Genomic DNA, 22,724 nt, shown 5'->3' with positions numbered 1-22,724 from the left:
CGTCCTGCTGGCATCAGTGATTCTTCTTGGCCAGTCCCAGATAAGTATCAATCACGCGCTGGTCGTTCGCCAGTTCTGCGGCATCACCCTCCAGCGCGATTTGCCCGGTTTCCAGCACATAGGCATAGTCTGCTACCTGCAAGGCAGCGCGGGCGTTTTGTTCTACCAGCAAGATGGCAACGCCAGTTTGCTTGAGGCGCTGGATGATGTGGAAAATTTCCTTGACGATCAGTGGTGCCAGGCCGAGGCTGGGTTCATCCAGCATCAGCAATTGTGGCTTGGCCATCAGGGCCCGGCCTACTGCCAGCATCTGACGTTCACCACCGGACAGCGTCCCTGCTTCCTGGGTGCGTCTTTCTTTCAGACGTGGAAAGAGATCAAACACCACATCGAGCTGATCAGCATAATTTTTTTCACCAGCCTGGTAACGGCGATAACTACCCAGCAAGAGATTGTCTTCTACCTTCATGCTGGCAAACAGTTCGCGTTTTTCTGGCACCAGCGACATGCCCTGCGCGACACGGTTTTCTATGCTGACGCTGGCGAGGTTTTTGTCGGCCAATATTATCTGCCCACGCATACTGCCCGTTGCAGGCAGGGCACCGGCAATGGCATTGAGCATCGTCGATTTGCCTGCCCCATTCGGGCCAATGACGGTGACGATCTGCCCGGCACCGACACGTATATTGGCTGGTTGCAAAGCCTCGACCTTGCCATAAAACACTTGCAGGTCTTTGGTGTGCAACAAAGCCGGTTCAGACAGGGACGTACTTGCCAAAACCGCTGGCGCGGTTTCTGGAGAATTTGTATTCGTCATCAATCTATCCCACCCAGATAAGCTTCCAGCACTGCCGGATTCTGTTGTACTTCTTGTGGCAAGCCTTCGGCAATCTTGGTACCGAATTCCATGACCACCAGTTGATCGGTCAGGTTCATGACGAAATCCATGTCATGCTCGACCAGCAGGATGCTCATGCCCTCTGCACGCAATTTGCGCAAAAGTTCGGCCAGTTCCTGTTTTTCCTTATAGCGCAAACCGGCGGCAGGTTCATCGAGTAACAGCAAGCTGGGGTCGCAACACAGTGCCCTGGCGATTTCAAGTATGCGTTGCTGGCCCAGGGCCAGGCTGCCTGCTTCTTCATTGATCAGATGTGCCAGACCTACCCGCTCCAATTGCCTTTTTGCCTCGGCCAGCAGGGAATTTTCTATCTTGCCATCGCGTCGTAAAATGCTGGCGATGACTTCCATGACATCGCCGCCCTTGGTACGCAGATGCGCGCCTATCGCCACGTTTTCCAGGACTGTCATGCTGGCCAGCAAACGTACATGCTGGAAGCTGCGGCCTATGCCGAGTTTGACGATTTCACGCGATGGCAGGTTGGCGATATCCTGCAATTTGCCATCCTTATAAAAACGCACGGCACCGCTGGTTAAGGGCAAAACACCGGTGACCAGATTGAACATGGTCGATTTGCCTGCACCATTCGGTCCTATCAGGCCGACGATCTGTCCGGCACTGACGGTGAACTGCATGTCATTGACAGCAACCAGGCCACCGAATTGCTTGCGCGCCTTGTCGATTTCGAGGATAACAGTATCAACTGCTGGTTTGGCACGCACTGGCAATACCGCCGCATCTGCAGCGACCTGTATGCCTTTGTCTTCTGGCAGCCATTTGACAAACAGGCGCTTGCTCCCGCTGGCCAGGTAAGGCCATACGCCATCGCGCGCACGTTGCAATAGCAAGACCAGCAAGACGCCAAACACGATGACTTCAAAATTACCATTCGCGCCCAGCAGTGCAGGCAAGATACTTTGTAATTTGTCTTTCAACAGTGTCAGCAGGGCCGAACCCAGCAAGGCACCCCAGACATGTCCTGCACCACCAACCACGGCCATGAACAGGTATTCAATACCTTGATTCAAACCAAAGGGTGTAGGGTTGACTGCACGTTGCATATGCGCATACAGCCAGCCGGAGACACTGGCCAGCATGGCAGCAATGACGAAGATGATGACCTTCATGCGCGCCGTATTGACACCCATGGCTTCTGCCATGACACCACCACCCTTGAGTGCACGGATGGCGCGGCCAGGACGTGATTGCAGCAGGTTTTGTATAGCAACGATAGATAGTAGCAAGATCACCCAGATCAGGCCAAACATGCTGCGTCCAGTATCGAGTTTAAGGCCTGCGATTTCTATCGGCGGTATGCCATTCAGGCCATCGTATTTGCCGAGAAATTCCAGATTACCAAACAGGAAAAACAGTGACAGACCCCAGGCGATCGTACCGAGTGGCAGGTAATGGCCAGACAGGCGCATGGTAATCAGGCCGATAGCAAGCGCTGCCGCCATGGTCAGCACCAGGCCAGCCAGCAAACCCAGCCAGGGTGAATAGCCAAGAGCAGTACTCAGGTAAGCGGTGGAGTAAGCACCCAGACCAACGAAAGCTGCCTGGCCAAAAGAGGTCATGCCGCCTACCCCGGTCAGCAAGACCAGGCCGAGTGCCACGATCGCATACAGGCCTATGTAATTGGCCAGGGTGATCCAGAATTCAGGCACAGGCAGCAAGGGGAACAGCAATACCAGTGCCAGCAATACCCATTTACCGTGTTTGATACCGTTGGTGAGGAGTGTCTTCATTATTCTTCATCCTCATCAGTGTGTTTGCTGGAGAGTGAACGCCACAGCAAGACCGGGATAATCAGGGTAAATACGATAACCTCCTTATAGGCACTGGCCCAGAAAGATGAGTACGATTCCAGCAAACCCACCAGCAGTGCACCTGCTGCCGCGACCGGGTATGACACCAGGCCGCCAACGATGGCACCGACGAAACCCTTGAGGCCGATCAAAAAGCCGCCATCGTAATACACCGTTGTCATCGGGGCGATCAATACGCCACACAATGCCCCCATGGCTGCGGCCAGGGTGAATGCCAGACGGCCAGCTTGCGTGGTACCTATCCCCACCAGTTGCGCACCCAGACGGTTGACGGCGGTAGCACGCAAAGCCTTGCCAGACAGGCTGCGTTCAAAATAAAAATACAGTGCGCCTATCAACAGGGCCGACACCGCAATGACCACCAGGCTTTGGCCAGAGATTTGCATGGCACCGAGTTCAAAACGGGCATCGCTGAAAGCCGTAGTGCGTGAACCTTCGGCACCAAACATCACCAGGCCCATGCCAGTCAGGGCAAAGTGCACACCAACAGAAACGATGAGCAAGACCAAAGTGCTGGCTTCTGCCAGAGGTTGATACGCCAGACGGTAAATCATCGGCCCCATGGGCACGACTATCGCCAGCGCCAAAAGAACCTGAGCGAACAACGGCCATTCTTGCGCGGCGACATTACGCGCCAACAACCAGACTGCCAGTGGAAACAGCAACAGCTTGCCGGCTGACAAAGCCAGCGCCTTGGCATTCACAGGCTGCTTGCTGCGCACCTGCAAATATACTTCCTTGCCGAGACACAGCAAGCCAAAGGCCAGCAACAGGCTGGCAGAATGCGGAAATTTGCCAGTCTGTATCGCTGCCAGACTGAGTGCACCAAAGGCAACGAATTCACCTTGCGGTATGAAGATAATCCGCGTGACGGAAAACACCAGCACCAGCGCCAATGCCAGCAAGGCATAGATGGCACCACTGGTAATACCGTCCTGGGCGAGGATGGCGGCAATTGAAAAATCCATGTAAACCTGACTTTCTTGCTTAGGACCTGTTTACGATCTGTAGCGAGCGGGCGTCAGCGGGGTAAGGGTAACAAAAGTGCAGCGCAAAAAGCGGAATGTACTTTAGTACATGAGCATTTTGAGCAGCACATGATCCCCGCATAAACTCCTATTGTGCACGCGCTTAAGATCGCAAACAGGTTCTTACTAGTTCAAGCATGGCCCCCATACTTTGGGCCGAACAAAAAGGGAGCCGCAGCTCCCTTGATACATCCATCCAACTATCAGTTCGCCTGACCGATCAATTTCCATTTGCCATTGACGATTTGCACCATGACGCGGGAACGCTGATCGAAACCCAGATGGTCAGTATCGGTCATATTGACGATGCCGTGCGAGACTGGCAGGTTGACGGTATTTTCCAGCGCTGTACGCAAGGCCGCGCGGAATTCCTTGCTGCCTGGCTGTGCTTTTTTCAAAGCCACAGTTGCTGCTGATTCCAGCAAGAGACTGGCGTCCCAGGCATGGCCACCAAAAGTGGAGACAGAACCTGCGCCATATTCTTTTTCATAGGCTTTGACATAGCGCATGGCAGATTTTTTGACTGGATTATCATTTGGCAATTGCTCTGCCACCAGCAATGGGCCAGCTGGCAACCAGGTGCCTTCACAATCCTTGCCGCAGACACGCAGGAAGTCATTATTGGCGACGCCGTGGGTTTGATAAATCTTGCCTTTGTAGCCGCGCTCTTTCAAGGTCTTTTGTGGCAGGGCTGCTGGAGTACCCGCACCGGCAATCAATACCGCGTCAGGATTGGTTGCCAGGATTTTCAGGATCTGGCCAGTGACAGAAGTATCGCTGCGGGCAAAGCGTTCATTGGCGACGACTTTGAGTTTGCGCAACTCAGCGATCTTGGAAAACTCCTTGAACCAGCCTTCACCATAAGCATCGGCAAAGCCAATGAAAGCGACCGTCTTGATGCCGACGTCATTCATGTGGCCGGTGATCGCCGTCGACATGTGTGAATCATTTTGCGGGGTCTTGAATACCCAGTAACGTTTGGAATCAACAGGTGAAATAATGGCTGAAGAAGCTGCCATGGAAATCATCGGCGTTTCGTTTTCTGCCGCCACATCGATCATGGCCAGGGAATTTGGCGTGATGGTGGAACCGATGATGATATCGACCTTGTCTTCTGCAATCAGCTTACGGGCATTTTTTACTGCCGTGGTGGTATCGGATGCATCATCGAGAACGATGTATTCTATCTTCTTGCCAGCGATTTCTTTTGGCAGCAAGGCAAAGGTATTTTTTTCAGGAATGCCCAAAGAAGCTGCGGGGCCAGTTGCCGACACGTTGACGCCAACCTTGATCTGAGCAGAGGCGTTGCTTGCCAACACCAGCGATAACATGGCAGGCAAAGCCGCCAGTAAAAACCGTTTCTTCATGGGTAGTCTCCTGTTTTGCGATTATCTGCAATATTAATCAATACTAATCAATATGAATAAAAATGCAATTTGCCGACCGCTTGGTCGGTTAATTTTTTTCCAGTGTAACCTTTCCTACGAACAGGCACAATATTTAAGCTGGATCAATTTCCAAGGCTAAAGGCGGAATTCATCTTTATACTTCAGATAGGCAAGTATTGGCAGCTTTTTCTTGACTATCCAGCAAGCCTTGTTTTCAATTTAGTTAATCAATTCAACAACAAAAGCACCACGCAGAGAATTGCACAGCATGATTTGCTCTGCTGCCTGCACATCGCCCAGCGTCAGGACCTGTTCTGTAAGCTGGTAACGCTTATCTTCCAGCAAGATCGCCCGCATGATACCTGGCAAGACACCATCTGCCAGCGGGGGAGTCAGCCATTTGCCATTCAGTTTCAACAAGACCGTGCTGCGCCCGCCTTCAGTCAAATGCCCTCTTTCGTTAAAAAACAACATGTCAAATGCGCCCTGCTGTTCTGCAGCTTGCCATGCCTGGTCATATTGCTGACGCAAACTGCTTTTGTGGCGCAGGAACAAATTACGGCTGTCACTGGCAGTTTTTGCCAGCATGACTTTGGGGCTGGCTGGCATGGGACTTAACACTGCAGTAAGCACATCAAGTGCGCCATCCGGCTTCAGGGCCAGACGCAACCTGTGCGGTATGGCAGAAGGCAGGGCATCACAGACTTGTCGTAATTTCAACCTGACCTGTTCGTGATTCCAGGCAAAGCCAAAATACTGCGCCGATGCCTGTAGGCGATGCAAATGTCTTGATTGATGACGGCAACCTTCTTCCTGCGTTGCATGCATGGTTTCAAACAGTTCAAACTGTGGCGGCAGGCCCGTCAGGAAGCGCGCCTTCAAATGGCATTCTGCATATTCTTCCTGGGCCACGCTGTCATAGACTATGCCTGCGCCTACCCCCAGCACACCAAGGCGCAGTGCAGGCTCCGCATCATCCAGCGGCGCTTGCAATTGCAAAGTGCGTATCGGTACGGACAAACAAAAATCACCTATTGCACCAGTTTGCGCAGGCGGATCAAACCATCCTATCGCACCGGTGTACAAACCACGCGGCTCTGCTTCCAGCTCGCGGATGATTTGCATGGTGCGGTGTTTGGGTGCCCCGGTAATCGAACCGCAAGGGAATAAGGCAGTCAGTATCTGTTCCAGATTCAGGCCATCCTGCAAATCTGCCTCTACTGTTGACGTCATTTGCAAGACACTGGAAAAACGATTCACTTCAAATAACCTGGGTACCCTGACCGTGCCGGTTTTGGCGATACGGCCCAGATCGTTACGCAACAGGTCAACGATCATCAGATTCTCTGCGCGGTTTTTTGTGTCGGCGGCAAGTTCGGCTGCCAGACGCTGATCCTGCTCTGTATCGCCAGTTGCGGCCGCCGTACCCTTCATCGGGCGCGCCAGCAGTTTACCCAGTTGCTGGCGTACGAATAATTCAGGTGACAGCGACACTATCGCCTCGCCATCAGGTAAACAGATCAGCGCACCGTAAGGCACGGGCTGACGCTGGCGCAAGCGGCTGTAGAGTGCTACGGGCGTGCCATAGCTGTCAAAATGCAGGCGGTAAGTGTAATTGACCTGATAGGTATCCCCAGCAGCGATGTATTCCTTGATTCTGTTTATGCATTCTTCAAAGTGGCTGGCATCAACACTGGGCTGTATGCCAGCTATCCCGGCAACAGCATCCGGCGCTGCCTGCGCTTGCAAAAATGCAGTGACTTGCTGGCTATCAAGGATATGACATTGCCTGAACAAAAGCAGGCGTGACACAACTGGTGCCGCGTGTTCAGCGATACCCTGCAATTGCGCACCGCTCTCATAAGACAGCAGGGCCAGGGCAAAACTGCCCTGTTGCAACGCCAATTCTGCATCACGCCACAATGCCGGCCATTCTTGCGCTGTGCTGCAAACCAGGATGTTCTGCAAGTCGCAATAAAAGCGGGATTGCGGCACTGCTGCATGGGCATCATCAAGCAGGGCAAAGCACTCCCCCGCCTGAGGCAGAGAAAATGGTAAGACAGGATTGTTGGAAAAATCTGACACGCGGATTCAAGCTAACTATAAAGATGTGCCGCAGTTTACTCGCAGATGCAGGATTCTGCATAAAGCAGCGCACAAAGCCTGCAATTAGGGTAAAAGTATTGGGTACGGATTTCAGGACTTACGCAAAATTGTTCCAGCAAGGCTGTCACTGAGGGAAACAACTCTTGCAAGAGTTGTTTGTTACGTCGGCAAGCAACATGTTGCTTGAAACCCCGACTACACCGTCAGCGACGACGACAGTAGCACTGTACGGCCAGGAGCTGCAATGCAGCTGGGGCAGTTTTGCGTAAGTCCTGATGACATCATTCTGGCACAAAGGTATAGTCGCTCATATCATTTATCGCACAGCATTTCCAACGGACAATTCCTTAGCTTTCTCATGCAAAACACTTACTTCAGGCTACCAATGGCAAAACGCATTTTTCGAAAGAATTTGCAGGCAATCGCATTGGCGATGCTGGCTGCCTTGATCTTGAGCCTGATACTGTCCAGTTATCTTTTGCAAAGAAACCTGCGTTCGGAAGCTTTGTATAAATCTGACATCCTCGCCAGCAATATGGCGGACGCCATGATTGCCAATGACATGCGGCAATTGCAAAGCCTGCTGCTGAATGCTACCAATACGCCAGACATGCTGACAGCCCATGTGTATGACAGAAACGGGCAACCCATGCTGGCCTGGAACCCCCAGGCGCAGTTGATCAAAACCAGCGGCATAGAGGCTGCGACTCTGCTCAGGCGTCATACGGTGGACTACCACCTCAGCAATTTCAGCGCGATCAGCCCGGTAGTGAGCGGCACCACGGTCATTGGTCAGGTGCAATTGCAGCTCAGTACCTGGCCGCTGTACCAGCATGTGCTGTTGTTTTTGCTGATAGCCGGTTTCCTGTCCGTCTTTATCACTGCGCTGGCAGCTTACTGGCTGACCACCCGGCAGTTGCGTTCCATGCAGCCCATCATGGAATTAAGCGTGATTGCAGAAAAAGTGGCGACACTGGGTGATTACAGCCTGCGTGCCCCACAGGACCCGGAACATGAACTGGGTAGCCTGAACATGCATTTCAATCTCATGCTCGCCCGTATGGAAGCCTGGGAAAACGATATGCAAAGCGAGGCCAAGGAAAGGCGCGAAGCCGATAGCCGCCTGGCGATTTTGAATAATCACGATAGCCTGACCAAATTGCCAAATCGCCATTACTTCCACAGGTTGCTCAGTAATTGCCTGGAAGATGCCGTGGCTGACGAAGAAATGGCCGCCCTCATGTTCATCGATCTTGATCACTTCAAAGGCCTGAGTGAAAGCTTTGGCTATGATGCCGGGGATCTGATCCTGGCGACCATGGCGAACCGCCTGTGCGGCGTTTTGCGCAGCACCGACACTTTATGCCGTGTTGATGGTGATGAATTCGCTGCCATCATGCCAAACGTGGGCAGTCTGGAAATAGTCGAGCATCTGGCGGAAAGGCTGGTTCACGCCATCAACCAGCCCATGACACTGCGCGGCCAGCAGATCTTGCTGAGCGCCAGCATAGGTATAGCCTGCTGCCCTCTGCATGCCAAAGAGCAGCGGCTATTTTTGCATCATGCCGATATTGCACTGAAAGCCGCCAAGGCCAGCGGCCGCAATACCTGGCGCATGTATAGCAATGACTTGCCCAAGACTTCGCAAGCCGTACAACTTAGCATTTAGTAGGCGATATGTAATCGGCGATATAAAAAACTGAGTACAAACAAAGGGCCGATCAGCAAGTAACGCAAGTCATCAAAGAAAGAAGGTTTCTTGCCTTCTATCTTGTGGCCGATGAACTGGCCTATCCAGGCAATCACGAAAATACCCAGTGAGGTTTGCCACATCAGGTGCTGGGGCAATTGCGAGAGTATCCACAGCATCGTGCCTGACATGGCCAGCATGCCAACGGCAAATGGCACTGAGAGTGTCATGTAATAGACCAGCGACAATATGGTAGTTGCCAGCGCTGCCAGCGGATGCACGGCCCAGATCAGGCCCAGGAAGGACAGCACGATAGCAGGTACACAGACAAAGTGAATCAGTTCATTGGTGGGGTTCAGATGGCTTTCGCTGTATTTCGCCAGCAATTGTTCTATCTGTCTTTGATTTGCTTGTTGCATGAGGGTCTCCCGGATATTGTTATACCCTCAGAGTAATCCATCAAATAGCATCCTGCTTGAACGCAATCGCCATCCTGTGCAGTTCTGAGGGTGCCACCCCCATCATGCTGCGGAAGGTACGGCTCATATGTGCGAGGTCAGCAAAGCCGGAGGCATGGGCAGCCGCCGTCATATTATTGCCCTGGGCAACTGCCGCTACTGCATCCACCATGCGTGACCATAGCAGATAGCGTGACAGGGACATGCCGGTTTGCTGCCGAAATAAATGGGTAAAGCGGCTTTCGGACAAGTGCACGAGCCTGGCCAGGCTCTCGCCATTACAATCTGCACCATGGCTGGCGGCAATGGCATCCAGTGCACTGAGGATGCGGCTATCAAGTGAAGTATTGGTCTGGCTGTGCGGCAAGGCACAAGCTTGCCAGGTTTGCCGTATATGCAGGGCGGCCGCCATATCCAGCGACTGGTGACGATTGTCAGAGAAACTGGCTACCAAAGCCTGAAATTCAGGTTGCGTCCCGAATGCAGCTTGCAAATCAGTGCCATTAGTATTGACCACTTCCGGTATTTCGAGAAACAGATGTGCCAGCATGCCGCCATCGCTGTCTATCTGGTGAGCATCATGCGGTGAAAAACTGGCGCTGCTGGTTTCTGTCCAATCATGCTCTGCCTGTAGACGCGCACGAAACGGACGCTCCAGCCCGTAAGTGAGTTGCAATGCAAAATGGGTATGCAGGGACGAATCTATGCCCGGTGAAATCACCAGGGCGGCTCCACGCCATAGAAATAAACGTCCGGGTTGCTGAGGCAGTCTCATGAGCAGCTATGCGCATCCATTGTTCCGAAAACAAGGACTATGATGCGTCAGCTGGCGATGAAGTGCAATTGGCTTGGAAGGTTCAGCGCAACAGCAAGGCGATATGCATGGTCGCCTGCTCCGTCGGCAGCAATTTGAAACCGGTCTTGGCAAAACGTAACCAGCGGCCCATGACAAAACTGCACAAGAGGCTGGCACGGGCTTGCGCCTCTTCTTCAGCAAAATGGCCCTGGCTGGCAGCCAGGCGCAAAGACTGACGGAAAGCCATTTCCATGCGTTCTGCCAGCTGGTTCATGCGCAGTTGCAGGCGTTCATCTTCATTCACAAGGGCGTCGCCGATCAGCACACGGGTCATGCCGGGATTGCGCTCGGCAAAATTGAGTAGCATATTGATGATGGACTGGGCTTGCACCATGCCATCTTCCTGGCTTTCATTGATCTGGTTGATGAGGCCAAAGATGGATGCCTCAATGAACTCGATCAGGCCTTCAAACATCTGCGCCTTGCTGGCGAAATGACGGTACAGCGCAGCCTCAGACACGGCTACTTTGGCAGCCAGTGCAGCGGTCGTGACCTTTTCACCTTTGGGATGCTCAAGCATCGCCGCCAGCGTCTGGAGTATCTGTAATTTACGTTCGCCGGGTTTGGTGCTGGCCATAATGTCAAATAGTGGATTCAAAAGGGGAAATGCAGCAATTCAGCCACATCCGGGGCGTGATTCTAAAGACCAGCCAGCAAGTGCGCAATCCCCAACCACATTTTCCGCGCTCCTGATGTCAGGCGCGCAGACGATGAATATGACGGGCGAGTTGTATGACGGATTTTACTTTGACGTCGGCACAGGCGGCAGCTCTTTTACGCTGATGGGCAGGAGTATACCCTGTGACCCAGACTGTGCGCAGACCTTCTTGCTTTGCAGCAAGCAAATTTTCCACACTATCTTCAACAAGAACGCAGTCTCTTGCCTGTTTGCCATAAGTTGCCAGCAGCTTGCGCAGGTAAGGGCGCGAAGGCTTGGGTTGCAGTTGCCCATGCACACGCATGGCCTCAACCGGGATATGCGCATCAAAATGCTTGTGCAAACCCATGTGCCTGAGTACCCGGCCAGAGTACACGCGCGGCGCATTGGTCAACAAAATCTTTTTGCCAGGCAAACGACGTAATAATTTTTTTAAACCGCGCTCATACCTGATCATGCTACTGAGGTCATCGAAATGATGGACCTCGTGCAAAAATTCATCTGCCCTGACGCCATGGTGCCTGACCATGCCCAGCATGGTGACGCCATAGCGGGCATAGTATTGCTGACGGATAGCATTTACCCGTTCAGCATCTGCCGGTTTGCCATCTTCCCCCAGCACACGCGCCAGGAAGGCATTCATGTTCTGGCTGATGACGGGGAAAATCGCATGTGAAGCATTGTGCAGCGTATTGTCCAGGTCAAACAGCCACAAGGGCTCAGAGCGTCCAGGCATGAGGCTGACGCTCCAGCAGCATAGCTTTCATCATCAGTGGCTGCGTATCATGGTACCGAAGGCTTGCTCGGTCAAGACTTCCAGCAACAGCGAATGTTCGATACGTCCATCAATGATGTGCACGGTATTCACGCCGGACTTGGCAGCATCGAGTGCAGAAGAAATCTTGGGCAGCATGCCGCCAGAAATGGTGCCGTCAGCAAACATTTCATCAATTTCACGGGCAGACAAATCGGTCACCAGGTTGCCCTGTTTGTCGAGCACGCCAGGGATATTGGTCATCATGATGAGCTTTTCAGCTTTCAGAATTTCTGCAATTTTGCCTGCGACCAGATCTGCATTGATATTGTAAGCCTGGCCATCTGCACCAAAACCGATAGGGGAAATAATAGGGATGAAGGCATCATCCTGCAGGGCTTTAACGACAGCAGGGTTGATGGCATCAATTTCACCGACATAACCGATATCCAGCATGGCACCTGGATTTTCACGATCAGGCATCATCATCTTGCGGGCACGGATCAGGCCACCATCTTTACCGGTGAGACCTACTGCCTGACCACCGTAGTGGTTGATGAGCATCACGATATCCTGCTGGACTTCACCACCGAGTACCCATTCAACGACTTCCATGGTTTCTTCATCGGTGATACGCATACCCTGGACAAAAGTACCCTGCTTGCCCATTTTCTTGAGCGCATTATCAATTTGCGGGCCGCCGCCATGGACAACCACCGGGTTCATGCCTACCAGTTTGAGCAAAATGACATCACGGGCAAAGCCGTGCTTCAGGCGTTCTTCTGTCATGGCATTGCCACCGTATTTGACGACGATGGTTTTGCCGTGGAATTTACGGATATAAGGCAGGGCTTCCGCCAGAATTTCAGCCTTGATGGCTGGTTCCACGCCTGCCAGCCGGTCTTCCGGTGCAAGTTCTTCTGTCGTGTTTGCGTTCAAATCGCTCATAATGACGGTATATCCTGAAGGTATGATAGTGGGTTATTTCATCAAGCCTGAATTTTACAGGATTTGAGCCCAAATCTTTTCCAATTCAGTCAGCAGACTTATGACATCGATTACAGATTTACATCAACAACTGGAAAACCTGCGCCCTGGCCTGTATCGCTTTGCACAATTACAACTGCGCAATGAATGTGCAGCGGAAGACGCGGTGCAGGAAACCTTGCTGGCAGTGCTGGAAAAACCTGACAGTTTTGCCGGCAATTCTTCCTTGCGCACTTATGTGACGGGCATTTTGAAATTCAAGATCATCGACCACCTGCGCTCTCTGAAAAAAGAAAAGCCGCTGGAAATCAAGGACGAAGAGTCTGAAGATGATTTGATAGACAGTTTATTTAATGCCAACGGCCACGTGATAGGCATGCCAACTGCCTGGGGTGCGCCTGAAGCAACGCTGCAACAAAAAGACTTTTTTCGTGTGCTGGAAGTCTGCCTCGAAAACCTGCCGGCCAAAACTGCTCGGGTATTCATGATGCGGGAATGGCTGGAACTGGAAACTGAAGAAATTTGTAAGGAATTGGAGCTGAGTACGTCTAATCTGTGGGTGGTACTCTATCGTGCGCGGTTACGCCTGCGTGAATGCCTGGACCTGAACTGGTTTGGCAGGGTGTCATCAGGAGAAAAAATATGAGTGTCTTTATTGTTTGCAAACAAGCACATCAGCTCATTTCTGAGGGTTTGGACCGCCCGCTCAGTTTGTCTGAGCGCACCCAGTTAAAAATGCACCTGGCAATTTGCCGCGCCTGTACCAGCTTCGATGGTCAAATGTCATTCTTGCGCAAGGCGATGAAAAAGACCGCCAGTGAGGGTTTGCCTGTCGAAGCCGATAATACTGGCAGTGAGGGCAGTGCAAAATGAGTGTTTGCCCGCGCTGCCAGAGTGTATTCACTTGCGCAATGGCAGATAATACTGGCCAGGCATGCTGGTGCACCGCCCTGCCACCGATTGCATTTAAAAAATTACCCGATGGTGAGTTAAAGCTTGATGCCAGTTGCTTTTGCCCGCATTGCCTGCCACAGTGGAAAGCAGAGCGTGAGGCCGAATACCAGCGTAACAGTGCAAAGCCTGGGGCTTAGCCAACAATGCGTAGACAAGCTACCCGCAACGCCAATTTGACAATTCAGTTACCATAGCCTTTTTACATCCCGGTTTTCAGCATGTCCAACGATACGCCCCTTGCTTATAAAGCTGTCAATATCCCTGTCTCGCAGCGCATACGTGAACGCATCACGGCCAGCAAGACGCGTTTTCACGCCAATGACAATATCGCCAGCTTCATAGAAGCAGGCGAGATGGATGAATTGCAGGCAGAAGTGGAAGAAAAACTGCGCGCCGTCCTGGAAAGCCTGGTGATAGATACCGAGAGTGATCACAATACCCAGGATACCGGCCGCCGCGTCGCCAAGATGTTCATACAGGAAGTATTCAAGGGCCGTTATGTCCCCATGCCGGCGGTTACCGAATTCCCGAATGCTTCACATCTGAACGAATTGATGATCATCGGCCCTATCACGGTACGCAGCGCTTGTTCGCATCATCTGTGCCCGATTATTGGCAAGGTATGGATAGGCGTCATGCCAAATGAGCATTCAAACCTGATCGGCCTGTCGAAATATGCGCGCATTGCTGAATGGGTCATGAGCCGTCCGCAGATACAGGAAGAAGCGGTAGTGCAACTGGCTGATACCCTGCAAGAAAAAATGCAGCCGGATGGCCTGGCCGTGGTCATGGAAGCAGACCACTTTTGCATGCATTGGCGCGGCGTGAAAGACATGGATGCTGCCATGATTAATAGTGTGATGCACGGTTCATTTCTGAAGGATGCGAACCTGCGCCGTGAATTTTTATCTCTGATCAAACGCTAACCAGGACTTGCCATGCTAGTACGCTTACTTTACGCCAGCCGCGTCGTGGATGAAAAAATGTGCGATATCGTGCAATCCATCGTCAGCCAGTCGCGTCAGCATAATCCTCAACACGGCATCACGGGTGTACTTTGCCATAGTGACCAGGTATTCATGCAAGTGTTGGAGGGTGGCCGCGAAGCCGTCAATACCCTGTACAGCCATATCCTGCGCGACGAGCGCCATACTGATGTGATCCTGCTCGATTATGAAGAAATTCTGGAACGTCGCTACGCTGGCTGGACCATGGGTCAGGCCAATATGGGCAAGATCAATCCTTCGATTTTGCTGAAGTATTCACCCTTGCCTGTACTCGATCCGCATCGCTTGTCCGGCAAGATATTGCTGGCCCTGATTGATGAATTGATGGCGACTGCGTCTATCGTTGGGCGTACATAAAAATTCCCCGCTCAAGAATAAAAAGCGCGCATCTTTTTTTGAGGATGCACGCTTTTCCTGTTTACACATGCGGTATCAGCGCAAAGAGCCGGGCTGAACTTTGCAGGATTTATGTAGCAGCAGGCTGAAACAAGGCTGTGTCGATTGCTGCTACCTGCATTAATTCGGCAACATGAAAACCAAACATATTGGCAATGACAGGGCCAGGAAAATGTTCCATGCTCTCGTTGTATTGCACGACGCAATCATTGTAAGCCTGGCGGGCAAATGTGATCTTGTTTTCGGCGTCGTTCAATTCCCCGGTCAGCTTTTGCATGCTTTGATTGGCTTGCAGATCAGGACATGCATCGGCAATGGCAAACATTCTGCCTAAAGTCACGGTCAGTCTGTCTTCAGCCGCTGCCAGGTGCAATATAGCGATGCCGACCAGAGGATGTATGCAAGCCATGGAATTGGCCATGACAGCTTCATTGAGTGCGACAATAACTGCTTCCAGCGCTTCCCGTTCATGCCTCATGTAACCCTTGGCAACTTCAACCAGATTGGGTATCAGTTCATAACGGCGTTTGAACTGTATATCCATTTGTGAAAATGCATATTTGATGCGTCTGCGTGAATTGAGCAGGCGTTTTTGTATGCCCAGCACCCAGAATGCCAGGATTGCGAAAATGACCGCTAACACGATCATTGCAATCATGATGTCTCCAGAAAAAACAAGACCGGCAAAACGTTGCTGATCATGCTGGTTTAATTGTCGCTGGGAGGATTTTTACTTGGCGTCGCCTGGAAAGTCTTCAATTCTTCTTCGCTGATGTATTCAAATACTTTGACCACCTTGCGTACACCATTGATGCTGGCAGCAAGATCAGCAGCACGGTTACCCTCGCCTTGGGTTACGCGGCCCATCAGGTAAACGACTGCGCCTTCAGTCACCACTTTGAAAGCAGTGGCGGAAACATCCTTGGCATCGACAAAGGTAGCCTTGACCTTGGTAGTGATCAGCGCATCATTGGAGCGAGAAGTATAGTTAGAGACGGGGGCAATAATCAATTCATTGGCGACCGAGACTACGCCATCTATCGTGCGTATTTCACGTTCTGCCGCTGCCTTGGCATTTTCATCAGCCACTTCGCCGGTCAGCAAGACACGGCGGTTAAATGAATTGACATCGACATGTCCATATTTCCCAAGCAGGCCGGGCAGACGGGCTTCGCCCTTGATGACGATGGCCTTGTCATCAGTTTGCGCACCAAAAGTGCGGCGGTCAGTAGCAGCAAATGTCCCGATGACTGCACTACCCACCACCATCTCAACACAGCCTTGCAGGCTTAGGGCAGCAGCGCAACACAGGCCGATCACAGCTACGGGTCTGGCCAGTTTGCTCCAGGATTTTTTAATCATCAGCGTCACCTCCGAATAATGCGGCATCTATGCCGTCACACAAACAATGTATGGTCAACAAATGAACTTCCTGTATGCGTGCTGTCCTGTCATGCGGTACGCAGATATGGACATCGGCTTCAGTCAGGATATTTGTTATTTCCCCGCCACCCTTGCCAGTCAGCGCCACGACACGCATATCCCGCTCAAGTGCAGCATTAATGGCATTCACCACACTCAGCGAATTGCCGGACGTGGACAAGGCCAGCAAGATATCGCCAGACTGGCCAAAAGCCTGGACTTGCTTGGAAAAGACTTCATTGAAACTGTAGTCATTCGCTACTGCAGTCAGAATCGAAGTATCTGTCGTCAGCGCCATGGCCGGTAAAGGCAGGCGTTCACGTTCGAAGCGTCCAACCAGTTCGGCAGCAAAATGCTGGCAGTCGGCGGCAGAACCGCCATTACCACAGGCGAGTATCTTGTTACCGTTAGACAGCGCCGAGAACATGAGTTCCACAGCTTCTGAAATAGGCTGGGCCAGCTCTGTGCCGGCCCGCATCTTTAATTCTGCACTTTCCTGGAAGTGCGCCAATATGCGTTGATTTGTCATAATGCTTACTTAGTCTGATTGCGTCAGATTATACGGCAGGCTGGGCATTAGTGGACTCAAACAGTCCGCCAGCTTGCAATTTCATCAAGCAACGATGATATTCTTTAACCAGTTGAATTGCTCACCATCAATGGCCACCAGGTCAAAGCGACAAGCTGGCTGGGTCTTTTTTGTTTGCAGATAGACCTGCGCGGCGTGCACCATGCGTCTTTGCTTGGCCGGCGTGACGCTGGCAATGGCACCACCGAATTGCATGGAACTGCGTTTTCTGACTTCCACAAAGACCAAAACGGCGCCATCTTGCATGATGAGGTCGATTTCTCCACCTTTGCATAAAAAATTCTGTTGTATCAGTTTCAAGCCAGCTTTTTGCAAATACGCCAGCGCCAGGCTTTCGGCCTCGTCGCCGGTACGGCGTCGGCTGGTGCGCTGGTCAGCTCCTGATTTGCTATCCGGCGTTTCTGAAGTCTTTGCGAGTCTCATTGGCGTACAATCTCGGCTAATTCATTTGCTTATCTTGCATATTAAATAAAGGAACAGGCATGAGCACCACCGACAACGTACTGTTCACAAGTGCCACTGTGATTGAGGCAGTCACCCGACAAAATTATCCGGCTGCGACATTATATGTAGTCGCTACTCCTATTGGTAATGTTGCCGATATCTCCCTGCGCGCCCTGCACCTGCTGTCGCTGGCAGATGCGATTGCCTGCGAAGATACCCGCAATACTGCACAGTTGCTATCGCGCTATGGTATCAGCAAACCCCTGATCGCTGCCCATCAGCATAATGAGCGCGAAGTGGCAGAAAAAATACTGACCCGTTTGCAAGCTGGCGAGCGTATTGCGCTGGTGTCTGATGCCGGTACACCCGGCGTGTCTGACCCCGGTGCCAAGATCGTGGATGCGGTCAAACTGGCAGGCATGTCTGTCACACCTTTGCCAGGTGCGTCTGCGGCTATCAGCGCTCTGTCAGCCAGCGGCCTTATTCATGACCGTTTTTATTTTGTTGGCTTCCTGCCAGCCAAAGCGGGGCAGCGTGACAGCATATTGAGGGAAGTGCAAGCCATACCCGCCAGCCTGATTTTCTATGAAGCACCACATCGCATCATCGAAGCGGTAGCCGCCATGCGCGCCATCTTTGGCGACACAAGGCGCATCGTGCTGGCACGCGAAGTCAGTAAACTGTTTGAAGAAATTCATCGCTGCACTCTGGCAGAAGCAGAAAGCTGGCTGGCTGCAGACAGCCACAGGGAAAAAGGCGAATACGTGATCCTCATTGAAGCGGCTGCCGCTGCTGCTGATGAGCAAGAGCTGGAAGCGCGCCGGGTCTTGCAGATCTTGCTGGAAGAATGTTCAGTCAAGCAGGCCGCAGGACTGGCAGCGCAACTGACAGGGCAAAAGAAAAATGCCCTGTATCAAATGGCGCTGGAAATGAAACAAGATGGTGAGGAATAAGCCTGATGAGAAATAAAGCCTAGCGCTGCACGACCAGGGGCTTGCCAACGCCAAGATCACTGGCCTGGGCAATCGCCGCAGTAGCTTCAGTACGGTTGGCAAAGGGACCGCTGACAAGACGGTACAGACTGCCTTGCTGCACGATATCAAAACCAGGCAGCTTACTGGTTGCCCTGCCTTTGAGATGATTCATGATGGCTTCTGCGTTGGCGCGTATCGCATAGGCCCCGAATTGTATGTAATAACCAGGGGTGGCAGATGACGTGGTGGCTGCGGCAGTGTTCACAGTTGAATTCACTACGCCAGCCACCGGCTGGGTAAATTTTTCTATGGGCTTGCTTTCCTGGGCTGCCAGTAATTCTTCCATGCTCATGGTCGCCGCCGGATTATTGCGCACGACAGGCATTTCTCTGGCAGGTAGGGGGGTCGTCATCGCAACTGCAGTCTCTTGCTTAACAGGCTGCATGGATTGCATGGCCTGCACAGGCTGGACTGGCTGGTTTTTACGATTCTCAGCCATTCTTTCTATATCGGCCGGCAATAAGCGCTCGACCTCAATCTGGCTGCTACCTTTGCCGATGACATCAAGCTTCAGTGCTGCGGTATAAGACAAATCGATGATGCGACTGGCATGAAACGGCCCGCGGTCATTGATGCGTACAATGATCTGCTTGCCATTAGTAAGATTTGTTACTCGCGCATAGGACGGTATCGGCAAGGTGGGATGAGCTGCAGTGATTTTATACATATCGTACAGTTCACCGGATGAAGTCTTTTGCCCGTGAAATTTCTTGCCGTACCAGCTACCAACGCCACGCTGTACGAAAGGAGTGGTACTGTCGGCTATCGGCGTATAAGTTTTGCCGAATATTACATAGGGCTTGTTACCTGAGCGCGAATAATTTTCCAGCGTAGGGATGGGGTCTACGGTATTTTCCAGGCCTTCGGGTATATTTTCACCAGGGCCATCATCCTTGTAATAAGCACCTTTACCAGAGCTTGCCTTGGGTGAGTTTGCAGTCTGGCCAGTCGTGGATTTTGTGCTGCTTGCAGGGCGCTGGCCATCTGCAATAATGACATTCTGTTTGGGGGTACTGCCACATGCTGCCAATAAAATACCGCTGGCTGCCAGCAGCGGCAACCGCCAGCCAGTGCCAGGAATGGCTGACTTGGCGAACATGTACAATCTCATGTCTGCACCAGTTTGCGGTTACGCTGTACGCTCATCATTATCCCTAATCCCATACCCAGCGTCACCAATGCAGTGCCGCCGTAACTCATGAAAGGCAAAGGTACGCCAACGACGGGCACGATGCCTATGACCATGCCCATGTTAACAAAGGCATAGGTAAAGAATATCATAGTCACGGCACCGGCCATCAAACGGGCGAACAGGGTGGGTGCATTGGCAGCGATCATCAGGCAGCGCAGGATCAGTAAAAAGTACAGGCTAACCAGGATCACATTGCCGACAAAACCAAATTCTTCAGAGAAGACGGCAAAGATAAAATCTGTCGTATGTTCGGGAATAAATTCCAGATGGGCCTGCGTCCCTTTCAGATAACCCTTGCCATGCAAGCCTCCAGAACCGACAGCAATGGTGGATTGTATAATATGAAAACCTTTACCCAGGGGATCGCGATTAGGATCGAGCATAGTCAATACCCGGTCACGCTGATAATCATGCAGCATGGGCCAGACCACAGTAGGGATGAGAACGGCGGCTGCCACTGTCAGTGAGATCAAAAACTTCCATGACAGACCGGCTAAAAACACCACAGTAAAACCTGCTGCGACAACCAGCATGGCAGTACCCAGATCCGGTTGCTTGGCGATCAGGGCCACAGGTATGCCCAGGATCACTGCACCGATGACAAAGTCACGCCAGCGCAAAGCGCCTTCACGCTTTTGAAAATACCAGGCGAGCATCAACGGAGTAGCGATCTTCATCATTTCTGAAGGTTGCATGTCTATACCTACATGCAGCCAGCGACGCGAACCTTTTTTGACCAGGCCAAATACGGCCACTGCAATCAGCAAGGCCACACCAAAGGTGTAAATCGGTATGGCAAAGCGCATCAGGGTCTGTGGCGGGATATTCGCCATCACCCACATGATGAAGAAAGACACCAGGATATTTCTGATCTGGCCTTCGACACGGCCGGGGAAATCCATGCCCGCTGAATACAGGGTCATGATACCTATAGACATGATAAGAAATACCAGTATCGCCAAGGCCGCATCAAAGACAAATATATGCGAACGGATGAAATGCCAGTTAATACTATTTTTTTGCATTTTCAATCCTTATTACCTAAGGTTTCACCACCTGGCTTGGGACCTGGATCAGGCTCGGCAGGCGCCTTGACTTCAGCATCTGAACGATACAGGGTCATGTCGCTCTGCGGCTTGGGCTGAGGCGGTACCTGGTCCTTGCTGCCCTTGTCTTGCGGACGCTTGCCCAACAAGTAATAGTCGAGTGCCTTGCGTACGATAGGTGCGGCGGCCTCGGCACCAAAGCCACCGTTTTCTACAATAATGGCAATGGCAATTTTTGGTTTGTCGGCGGGCGCGAAGGCGGTATACAGGGAATGATCAAGATGCCGGGCTGCCATGTTCTTGGCATTATATTTCTCGCCTTTCTTGATACCCACCACCTGTGCTGTACCTGTCTTGCCACCGGAAACATATTCAGTTCCCTGGAATACCCTGGCTGACGTACCTTCTTTGGTAACACCTACCATGGCGTTTTTGATGAAATCTATATTTTCCTGTTTAAGGGGAATACGGGCAGTCTCTTTGGGAACTGTCAGTATCCTTTGCCTCGTTTGCGGATCTTCCGTCATCTTGACCAGATGCGGTTTCATGATGATGCCATTATTCGCCAGTGTCGCCATGGCGTGCGCCATTTGCAAAGGAGTGAAGGTATTTTGGCCCTGTCCAATCCCAAGGGATATCGTGTCACCCAATACCCAGCGCTTTTGTTCAGGCTTTTTGAAGGCTGCGCGCTTCCAGGCAGTAGATGGCAACAGCCCTGAGCGCTCATGTTCCAGATCAATGCCTGTCTTTTGCCCGAAACCAAACGGTGCCATGAAATCATGCATGACATCCACAGTCAGGTCATTGGCCAGCATGTAGTAATAAGTATCGCAGGATTGCACGATGGACCGGTACATATCCACCATGCCATGTCCACCAGCTTTATCGTCCTTGAAAGTATGGTTACCAAAAGTAAAGTAGCCAGGATCAGCAATTGCCTGCGAGGTGGTACGCTTGCCCAACTCCAGTGCAGCCAGTGCCATGAAAGGCTTGTAGGTCGAACCTGGTGGATAGGCACCCGTCAGTGGACGGTTCAGCAAGGGTTTGTCTTCTGAAGTATTGAGTTCATTCCAGCTTTGCTGGTCGATGCCTTCAACAAACAGGTTGGGGTCATAGGTAGGCTTGGAAACAAAAGCCAATACATCACCAGTGGCGGGCTCAATCGCAACCAGTGCCCCGCGTCTGTCACCAAAAGCTTCTTCTACGACTTTTTGCAGCTCTATATCGACTGACAAAATCAGGTTCTTGCCTGAAGTCGGTGCAGAGCGGGACAGCACGCGCACGGCACGGCCACCTGCAGCAACTTCAACTTCTTCAAAACCGGTATTGCCGTGCAAGATCTTTTCGTAACTTTTTTCCAGACCTTCCTTGCCTATATAGTCGGTGCCATTATAGTTGGCGGAATCTTCCATTTCATCAATGATCTCGGCATCCTTGGGACTGATACGACCGATGTAACCAATCACATGCGAAGCAGAATCCCCCTGGGGATATTGACGGAACAAGCGCGCCTGGATATCGACACCGGGAAAACGGAAACGCTGTGCAGTAAACCTGGCGACTTCATCATCAGTGAGACGGGTGCGTATAGGCAGACTCTCGAAACTTTTTGAATCTTCCAGCAATTTGCGGAAACGCTTGCGATGCTTTGGTTGTATATCCACCAGTATCGCCAGTTCATCAATGAGGATGTCCATGTCCTGCCGAATTTTTGAGGGCGTTATTTCCAGTGTGTAGGCAGAATAATTACGCGCCAGGATGACGCCGTTCCTGTCAGTGATAAGGCCGCGATTAGGGACGACAGGGACGATGTCTATGCGGTTTTCATCTGCCAGCAAGGCATAGTCATTATGCTTGATGATTTGCAGCCAGACAAAGCGTGAAACAAGTGCGGCAAAACACAGGAACACGAATACGCCGATAAAAACCAGGCGCATACGGAAGTAATGCAGTTCGCGTTCTGTATTCTTTAGTTCTGTCATAGTGAA

24 protein-coding genes are annotated in these 22,724 nt (G+C 51.8%); 7 read left to right on the top strand and 17 right to left on the bottom strand.

Features of this window, described 5'->3' with window-relative positions:
* Positions 1-13: 13 nt before the first annotated feature.
* The 5 genes from AC3WQT_RS14235 to pabB all read right to left on the bottom strand — a co-directional run bounded on the left by AC3WQT_RS14235 (position 14) and on the right by pabB (position 7,228).
* Positions 14-817 carry an ABC transporter ATP-binding protein gene (locus AC3WQT_RS14235; protein WP_492704613.1) on the bottom strand — a complete coding sequence of 268 codons (804 nt, stop codon included), beginning with the start codon at positions 815-817 and terminating at the stop codon, positions 14-16.
* A complete protein-coding gene (locus tag AC3WQT_RS14230) occupies positions 817-2,646 on the bottom strand; it encodes a branched-chain amino acid ABC transporter ATP-binding protein/permease (protein WP_492704612.1) in 1,830 nt (609 codons plus the stop codon). The genes AC3WQT_RS14235 and AC3WQT_RS14230 overlap by 1 nt, the downstream gene beginning before the upstream one ends.
* Positions 2,646-3,695: a branched-chain amino acid ABC transporter permease gene (locus tag AC3WQT_RS14225; RefSeq protein WP_492704611.1), complete on the bottom strand. Its 1,050-nt coding sequence runs from the start codon at positions 3,693-3,695 to the stop codon at positions 2,646-2,648. The genes AC3WQT_RS14230 and AC3WQT_RS14225 overlap by 1 nt, the downstream gene beginning before the upstream one ends.
* A gap of 263 nt (positions 3,696-3,958) precedes the next feature.
* A complete protein-coding gene (locus tag AC3WQT_RS14220) occupies positions 3,959-5,122 on the bottom strand; it encodes an ABC transporter substrate-binding protein (RefSeq protein WP_492704610.1) in 1,164 nt (387 codons plus the stop codon).
* Between the two features lie 240 nt (positions 5,123-5,362).
* A complete protein-coding gene (gene pabB, locus AC3WQT_RS14215; protein WP_492704609.1) occupies positions 5,363-7,228 on the bottom strand; it encodes an aminodeoxychorismate synthase component I in 1,866 nt (621 codons plus the stop codon).
* Positions 7,229-7,634: 406 nt separating this feature from the next.
* On the opposite strand from pabB, the gene AC3WQT_RS14210 reads away from it, so the two are divergent.
* Positions 7,635-8,918, top strand: a complete 1,284-nt coding sequence (locus AC3WQT_RS14210) for a diguanylate cyclase domain-containing protein (protein WP_492704608.1) — start codon at positions 7,635-7,637, stop codon at positions 8,916-8,918.
* On the opposite strand, the gene AC3WQT_RS14205 is transcribed toward AC3WQT_RS14210, so the two are convergent.
* The 5 genes from AC3WQT_RS14205 to argB all read right to left on the bottom strand — a co-directional run bounded on the left by AC3WQT_RS14205 (position 8,915) and on the right by argB (position 12,613).
* Positions 8,915-9,358 carry an Mpo1 family 2-hydroxy fatty acid dioxygenase gene (locus tag AC3WQT_RS14205; RefSeq protein ID WP_492704607.1) on the bottom strand — a complete coding sequence of 148 codons (444 nt, stop codon included), beginning with the start codon at positions 9,356-9,358 and terminating at the stop codon, positions 8,915-8,917. The genes AC3WQT_RS14210 and AC3WQT_RS14205 overlap by 4 nt on opposite strands.
* Before the next feature lie 40 nt (positions 9,359-9,398).
* Positions 9,399-10,172 carry a helix-turn-helix transcriptional regulator gene (locus AC3WQT_RS14200; protein ID WP_492704606.1) on the bottom strand — a complete coding sequence of 258 codons (774 nt, stop codon included), beginning with the start codon at positions 10,170-10,172 and terminating at the stop codon, positions 9,399-9,401.
* Positions 10,173-10,254: 82 nt separating this feature from the next.
* Positions 10,255-10,830: a nucleoid occlusion factor SlmA gene (slmA, locus tag AC3WQT_RS14195; RefSeq protein WP_492704605.1), complete on the bottom strand. Its 576-nt coding sequence runs from the start codon at positions 10,828-10,830 to the stop codon at positions 10,255-10,257.
* A 118-nt stretch (positions 10,831-10,948) separates the two neighbouring features.
* A complete protein-coding gene (locus tag AC3WQT_RS14190) occupies positions 10,949-11,647 on the bottom strand; it encodes a pyrimidine 5'-nucleotidase (RefSeq protein WP_492704604.1) in 699 nt (232 codons plus the stop codon).
* A gap of 33 nt (positions 11,648-11,680) precedes the next feature.
* On the bottom strand, positions 11,681-12,613 hold the full coding sequence (argB, locus tag AC3WQT_RS14185; protein ID WP_492704603.1) for an acetylglutamate kinase: 933 nt from the start codon (positions 12,611-12,613) through the stop codon (positions 11,681-11,683).
* Between the two features lie 100 nt (positions 12,614-12,713).
* On the opposite strand from argB, the gene AC3WQT_RS14180 reads away from it, so the two are divergent.
* The 5 genes from AC3WQT_RS14180 (at position 12,714) to AC3WQT_RS14160 (ending at position 14,970) form a co-directional block, all read left to right on the top strand.
* Positions 12,714-13,298: a sigma-70 family RNA polymerase sigma factor gene (locus AC3WQT_RS14180; RefSeq protein ID WP_492704602.1), complete on the top strand. Its 585-nt coding sequence runs from the start codon at positions 12,714-12,716 to the stop codon at positions 13,296-13,298.
* Positions 13,295-13,525, top strand: coding sequence for a zf-HC2 domain-containing protein (locus AC3WQT_RS14175; protein ID WP_492704601.1), 231 nt, complete (start codon positions 13,295-13,297; stop codon positions 13,523-13,525). Before AC3WQT_RS14180 ends, AC3WQT_RS14175 begins: the two co-directional genes overlap by 4 nt.
* The gene (locus AC3WQT_RS14170; RefSeq protein WP_492704600.1) at positions 13,522-13,743 is read left to right on the top strand and encodes a cysteine-rich CWC family protein; all 222 of its coding nucleotides are present in this window, start codon (positions 13,522-13,524) and stop codon (positions 13,741-13,743) included. Before AC3WQT_RS14175 ends, AC3WQT_RS14170 begins: the two co-directional genes overlap by 4 nt.
* Before the next feature lie 81 nt (positions 13,744-13,824).
* Positions 13,825-14,532: a GTP cyclohydrolase I gene (gene folE, locus AC3WQT_RS14165; RefSeq protein ID WP_492704599.1), complete on the top strand. Its 708-nt coding sequence runs from the start codon at positions 13,825-13,827 to the stop codon at positions 14,530-14,532.
* A gap of 12 nt (positions 14,533-14,544) precedes the next feature.
* A complete protein-coding gene (locus AC3WQT_RS14160; RefSeq protein WP_492704598.1) occupies positions 14,545-14,970 on the top strand; it encodes a BLUF domain-containing protein in 426 nt (141 codons plus the stop codon).
* A gap of 109 nt (positions 14,971-15,079) precedes the next feature.
* On the opposite strand, the gene AC3WQT_RS14155 is transcribed toward AC3WQT_RS14160, so the two are convergent.
* The 4 genes from AC3WQT_RS14155 to AC3WQT_RS14140 form a co-directional block, all read right to left on the bottom strand.
* On the bottom strand, positions 15,080-15,667 hold the full coding sequence (locus AC3WQT_RS14155) for a LemA family protein (RefSeq protein WP_492704597.1): 588 nt from the start codon (positions 15,665-15,667) through the stop codon (positions 15,080-15,082).
* Positions 15,668-15,717: 50 nt separating this feature from the next.
* Positions 15,718-16,371 (bottom strand): BON domain-containing protein, encoded by a 654-nt coding sequence (locus AC3WQT_RS14150; RefSeq protein WP_492704596.1) that lies wholly within the window; start codon positions 16,369-16,371, stop codon positions 15,718-15,720.
* The gene (locus AC3WQT_RS14145) at positions 16,364-16,960 is read right to left on the bottom strand and encodes a phosphoheptose isomerase (protein WP_162043771.1); all 597 of its coding nucleotides are present in this window, start codon (positions 16,958-16,960) and stop codon (positions 16,364-16,366) included. Before AC3WQT_RS14145 ends, AC3WQT_RS14150 begins: the two co-directional genes overlap by 8 nt.
* 84 nt (positions 16,961-17,044) lie before the next feature.
* Positions 17,045-17,443, bottom strand: a complete 399-nt coding sequence (locus tag AC3WQT_RS14140) for a YraN family protein (protein WP_492704595.1) — start codon at positions 17,441-17,443, stop codon at positions 17,045-17,047.
* A gap of 59 nt (positions 17,444-17,502) precedes the next feature.
* Between AC3WQT_RS14140 and rsmI the strand changes: the two genes are divergently transcribed.
* The gene (rsmI, locus tag AC3WQT_RS14135; RefSeq protein WP_492704594.1) at positions 17,503-18,417 is read left to right on the top strand and encodes a 16S rRNA (cytidine(1402)-2'-O)-methyltransferase; all 915 of its coding nucleotides are present in this window, start codon (positions 17,503-17,505) and stop codon (positions 18,415-18,417) included.
* Between the two features lie 19 nt (positions 18,418-18,436).
* Here rsmI and AC3WQT_RS14130 read toward each other — a convergent pair whose 3' ends face one another.
* Genes AC3WQT_RS14130 through mrdA form a run of 3 tightly spaced genes read right to left on the bottom strand, consistent with a single transcriptional unit; the run spans position 18,437 to position 22,718 of the window.
* The gene (locus AC3WQT_RS14130) at positions 18,437-19,597 is read right to left on the bottom strand and encodes a septal ring lytic transglycosylase RlpA family protein (RefSeq protein WP_492704593.1); all 1,161 of its coding nucleotides are present in this window, start codon (positions 19,595-19,597) and stop codon (positions 18,437-18,439) included.
* A gap of 8 nt (positions 19,598-19,605) precedes the next feature.
* A complete protein-coding gene (gene rodA, locus AC3WQT_RS14125) occupies positions 19,606-20,715 on the bottom strand; it encodes a rod shape-determining protein RodA (protein ID WP_492704592.1) in 1,110 nt (369 codons plus the stop codon).
* Positions 20,716-20,717: 2 nt separating this feature from the next.
* Entirely contained in the window at positions 20,718-22,718 is a 2,001-nt protein-coding gene (gene mrdA / locus AC3WQT_RS14120) for a penicillin-binding protein 2 (RefSeq protein ID WP_492704591.1), read from the bottom strand.
* Positions 22,719-22,724 lie beyond the last annotated feature (6 nt).

The sequence above is a fragment of the Undibacterium sp. FW305-107 genome (assembly GCF_058788535.1).
Note: the sequence above shows the minus strand (reverse complement) of the source record. Positions and strands in the feature narration are given on the sequence as shown.

Coding starts and splice junctions, on each gene's coding strand:
- AC3WQT_RS14235 (WP_492704613.1), bottom strand. CDS start 817: ATGACGAATACAAATTCTCCAGAAACCGCGCCAGCGGTTTTGGCAAGT.
- AC3WQT_RS14230 (WP_492704612.1), bottom strand. CDS start 2,646: ATGAAGACACTCCTCACCAACGGTATCAAACACGGTAAATGGGTATTG.
- AC3WQT_RS14225 (WP_492704611.1), bottom strand. CDS start 3,695: ATGGATTTTTCAATTGCCGCCATCCTCGCCCAGGACGGTATTACCAGT.
- AC3WQT_RS14220 (WP_492704610.1), bottom strand. CDS start 5,122: ATGAAGAAACGGTTTTTACTGGCGGCTTTGCCTGCCATGTTATCGCTG.
- AC3WQT_RS14210 (WP_492704608.1), top strand. CDS start 7,635: ATGGCAAAACGCATTTTTCGAAAGAATTTGCAGGCAATCGCATTGGCG.
- AC3WQT_RS14205 (WP_492704607.1), bottom strand. CDS start 9,358: ATGCAACAAGCAAATCAAAGACAGATAGAACAATTGCTGGCGAAATAC.
- AC3WQT_RS14200 (WP_492704606.1), bottom strand. CDS start 10,172: ATGAGACTGCCTCAGCAACCCGGACGTTTATTTCTATGGCGTGGAGCC.
- slmA (WP_492704605.1), bottom strand. CDS start 10,830: ATGGCCAGCACCAAACCCGGCGAACGTAAATTACAGATACTCCAGACG.
- AC3WQT_RS14190 (WP_492704604.1), bottom strand. CDS start 11,647: ATGCCTGGACGCTCTGAGCCCTTGTGGCTGTTTGACCTGGACAATACG.
- argB (WP_492704603.1), bottom strand. CDS start 12,613: ATGAGCGATTTGAACGCAAACACGACAGAAGAACTTGCACCGGAAGAC.
- AC3WQT_RS14180 (WP_492704602.1), top strand. CDS start 12,714: ATGACATCGATTACAGATTTACATCAACAACTGGAAAACCTGCGCCCT.
- AC3WQT_RS14175 (WP_492704601.1), top strand. CDS start 13,295: ATGAGTGTCTTTATTGTTTGCAAACAAGCACATCAGCTCATTTCTGAG.
- AC3WQT_RS14170 (WP_492704600.1), top strand. CDS start 13,522: ATGAGTGTTTGCCCGCGCTGCCAGAGTGTATTCACTTGCGCAATGGCA.
- folE (WP_492704599.1), top strand. CDS start 13,825: ATGTCCAACGATACGCCCCTTGCTTATAAAGCTGTCAATATCCCTGTC.
- AC3WQT_RS14160 (WP_492704598.1), top strand. CDS start 14,545: ATGCTAGTACGCTTACTTTACGCCAGCCGCGTCGTGGATGAAAAAATG.
- AC3WQT_RS14155 (WP_492704597.1), bottom strand. CDS start 15,667: ATGATTGCAATGATCGTGTTAGCGGTCATTTTCGCAATCCTGGCATTC.
- AC3WQT_RS14150 (WP_492704596.1), bottom strand. CDS start 16,371: ATGATTAAAAAATCCTGGAGCAAACTGGCCAGACCCGTAGCTGTGATC.
- AC3WQT_RS14145 (WP_162043771.1), bottom strand. CDS start 16,960: ATGACAAATCAACGCATATTGGCGCACTTCCAGGAAAGTGCAGAATTA.
- AC3WQT_RS14140 (WP_492704595.1), bottom strand. CDS start 17,443: ATGAGACTCGCAAAGACTTCAGAAACGCCGGATAGCAAATCAGGAGCT.
- rsmI (WP_492704594.1), top strand. CDS start 17,503: ATGAGCACCACCGACAACGTACTGTTCACAAGTGCCACTGTGATTGAG.
- AC3WQT_RS14130 (WP_492704593.1), bottom strand. CDS start 19,597: ATGTTCGCCAAGTCAGCCATTCCTGGCACTGGCTGGCGGTTGCCGCTG.
- rodA (WP_492704592.1), bottom strand. CDS start 20,715: ATGCAAAAAAATAGTATTAACTGGCATTTCATCCGTTCGCATATATTT.
- mrdA (WP_492704591.1), bottom strand. CDS start 22,718: ATGACAGAACTAAAGAATACAGAACGCGAACTGCATTACTTCCGTATG.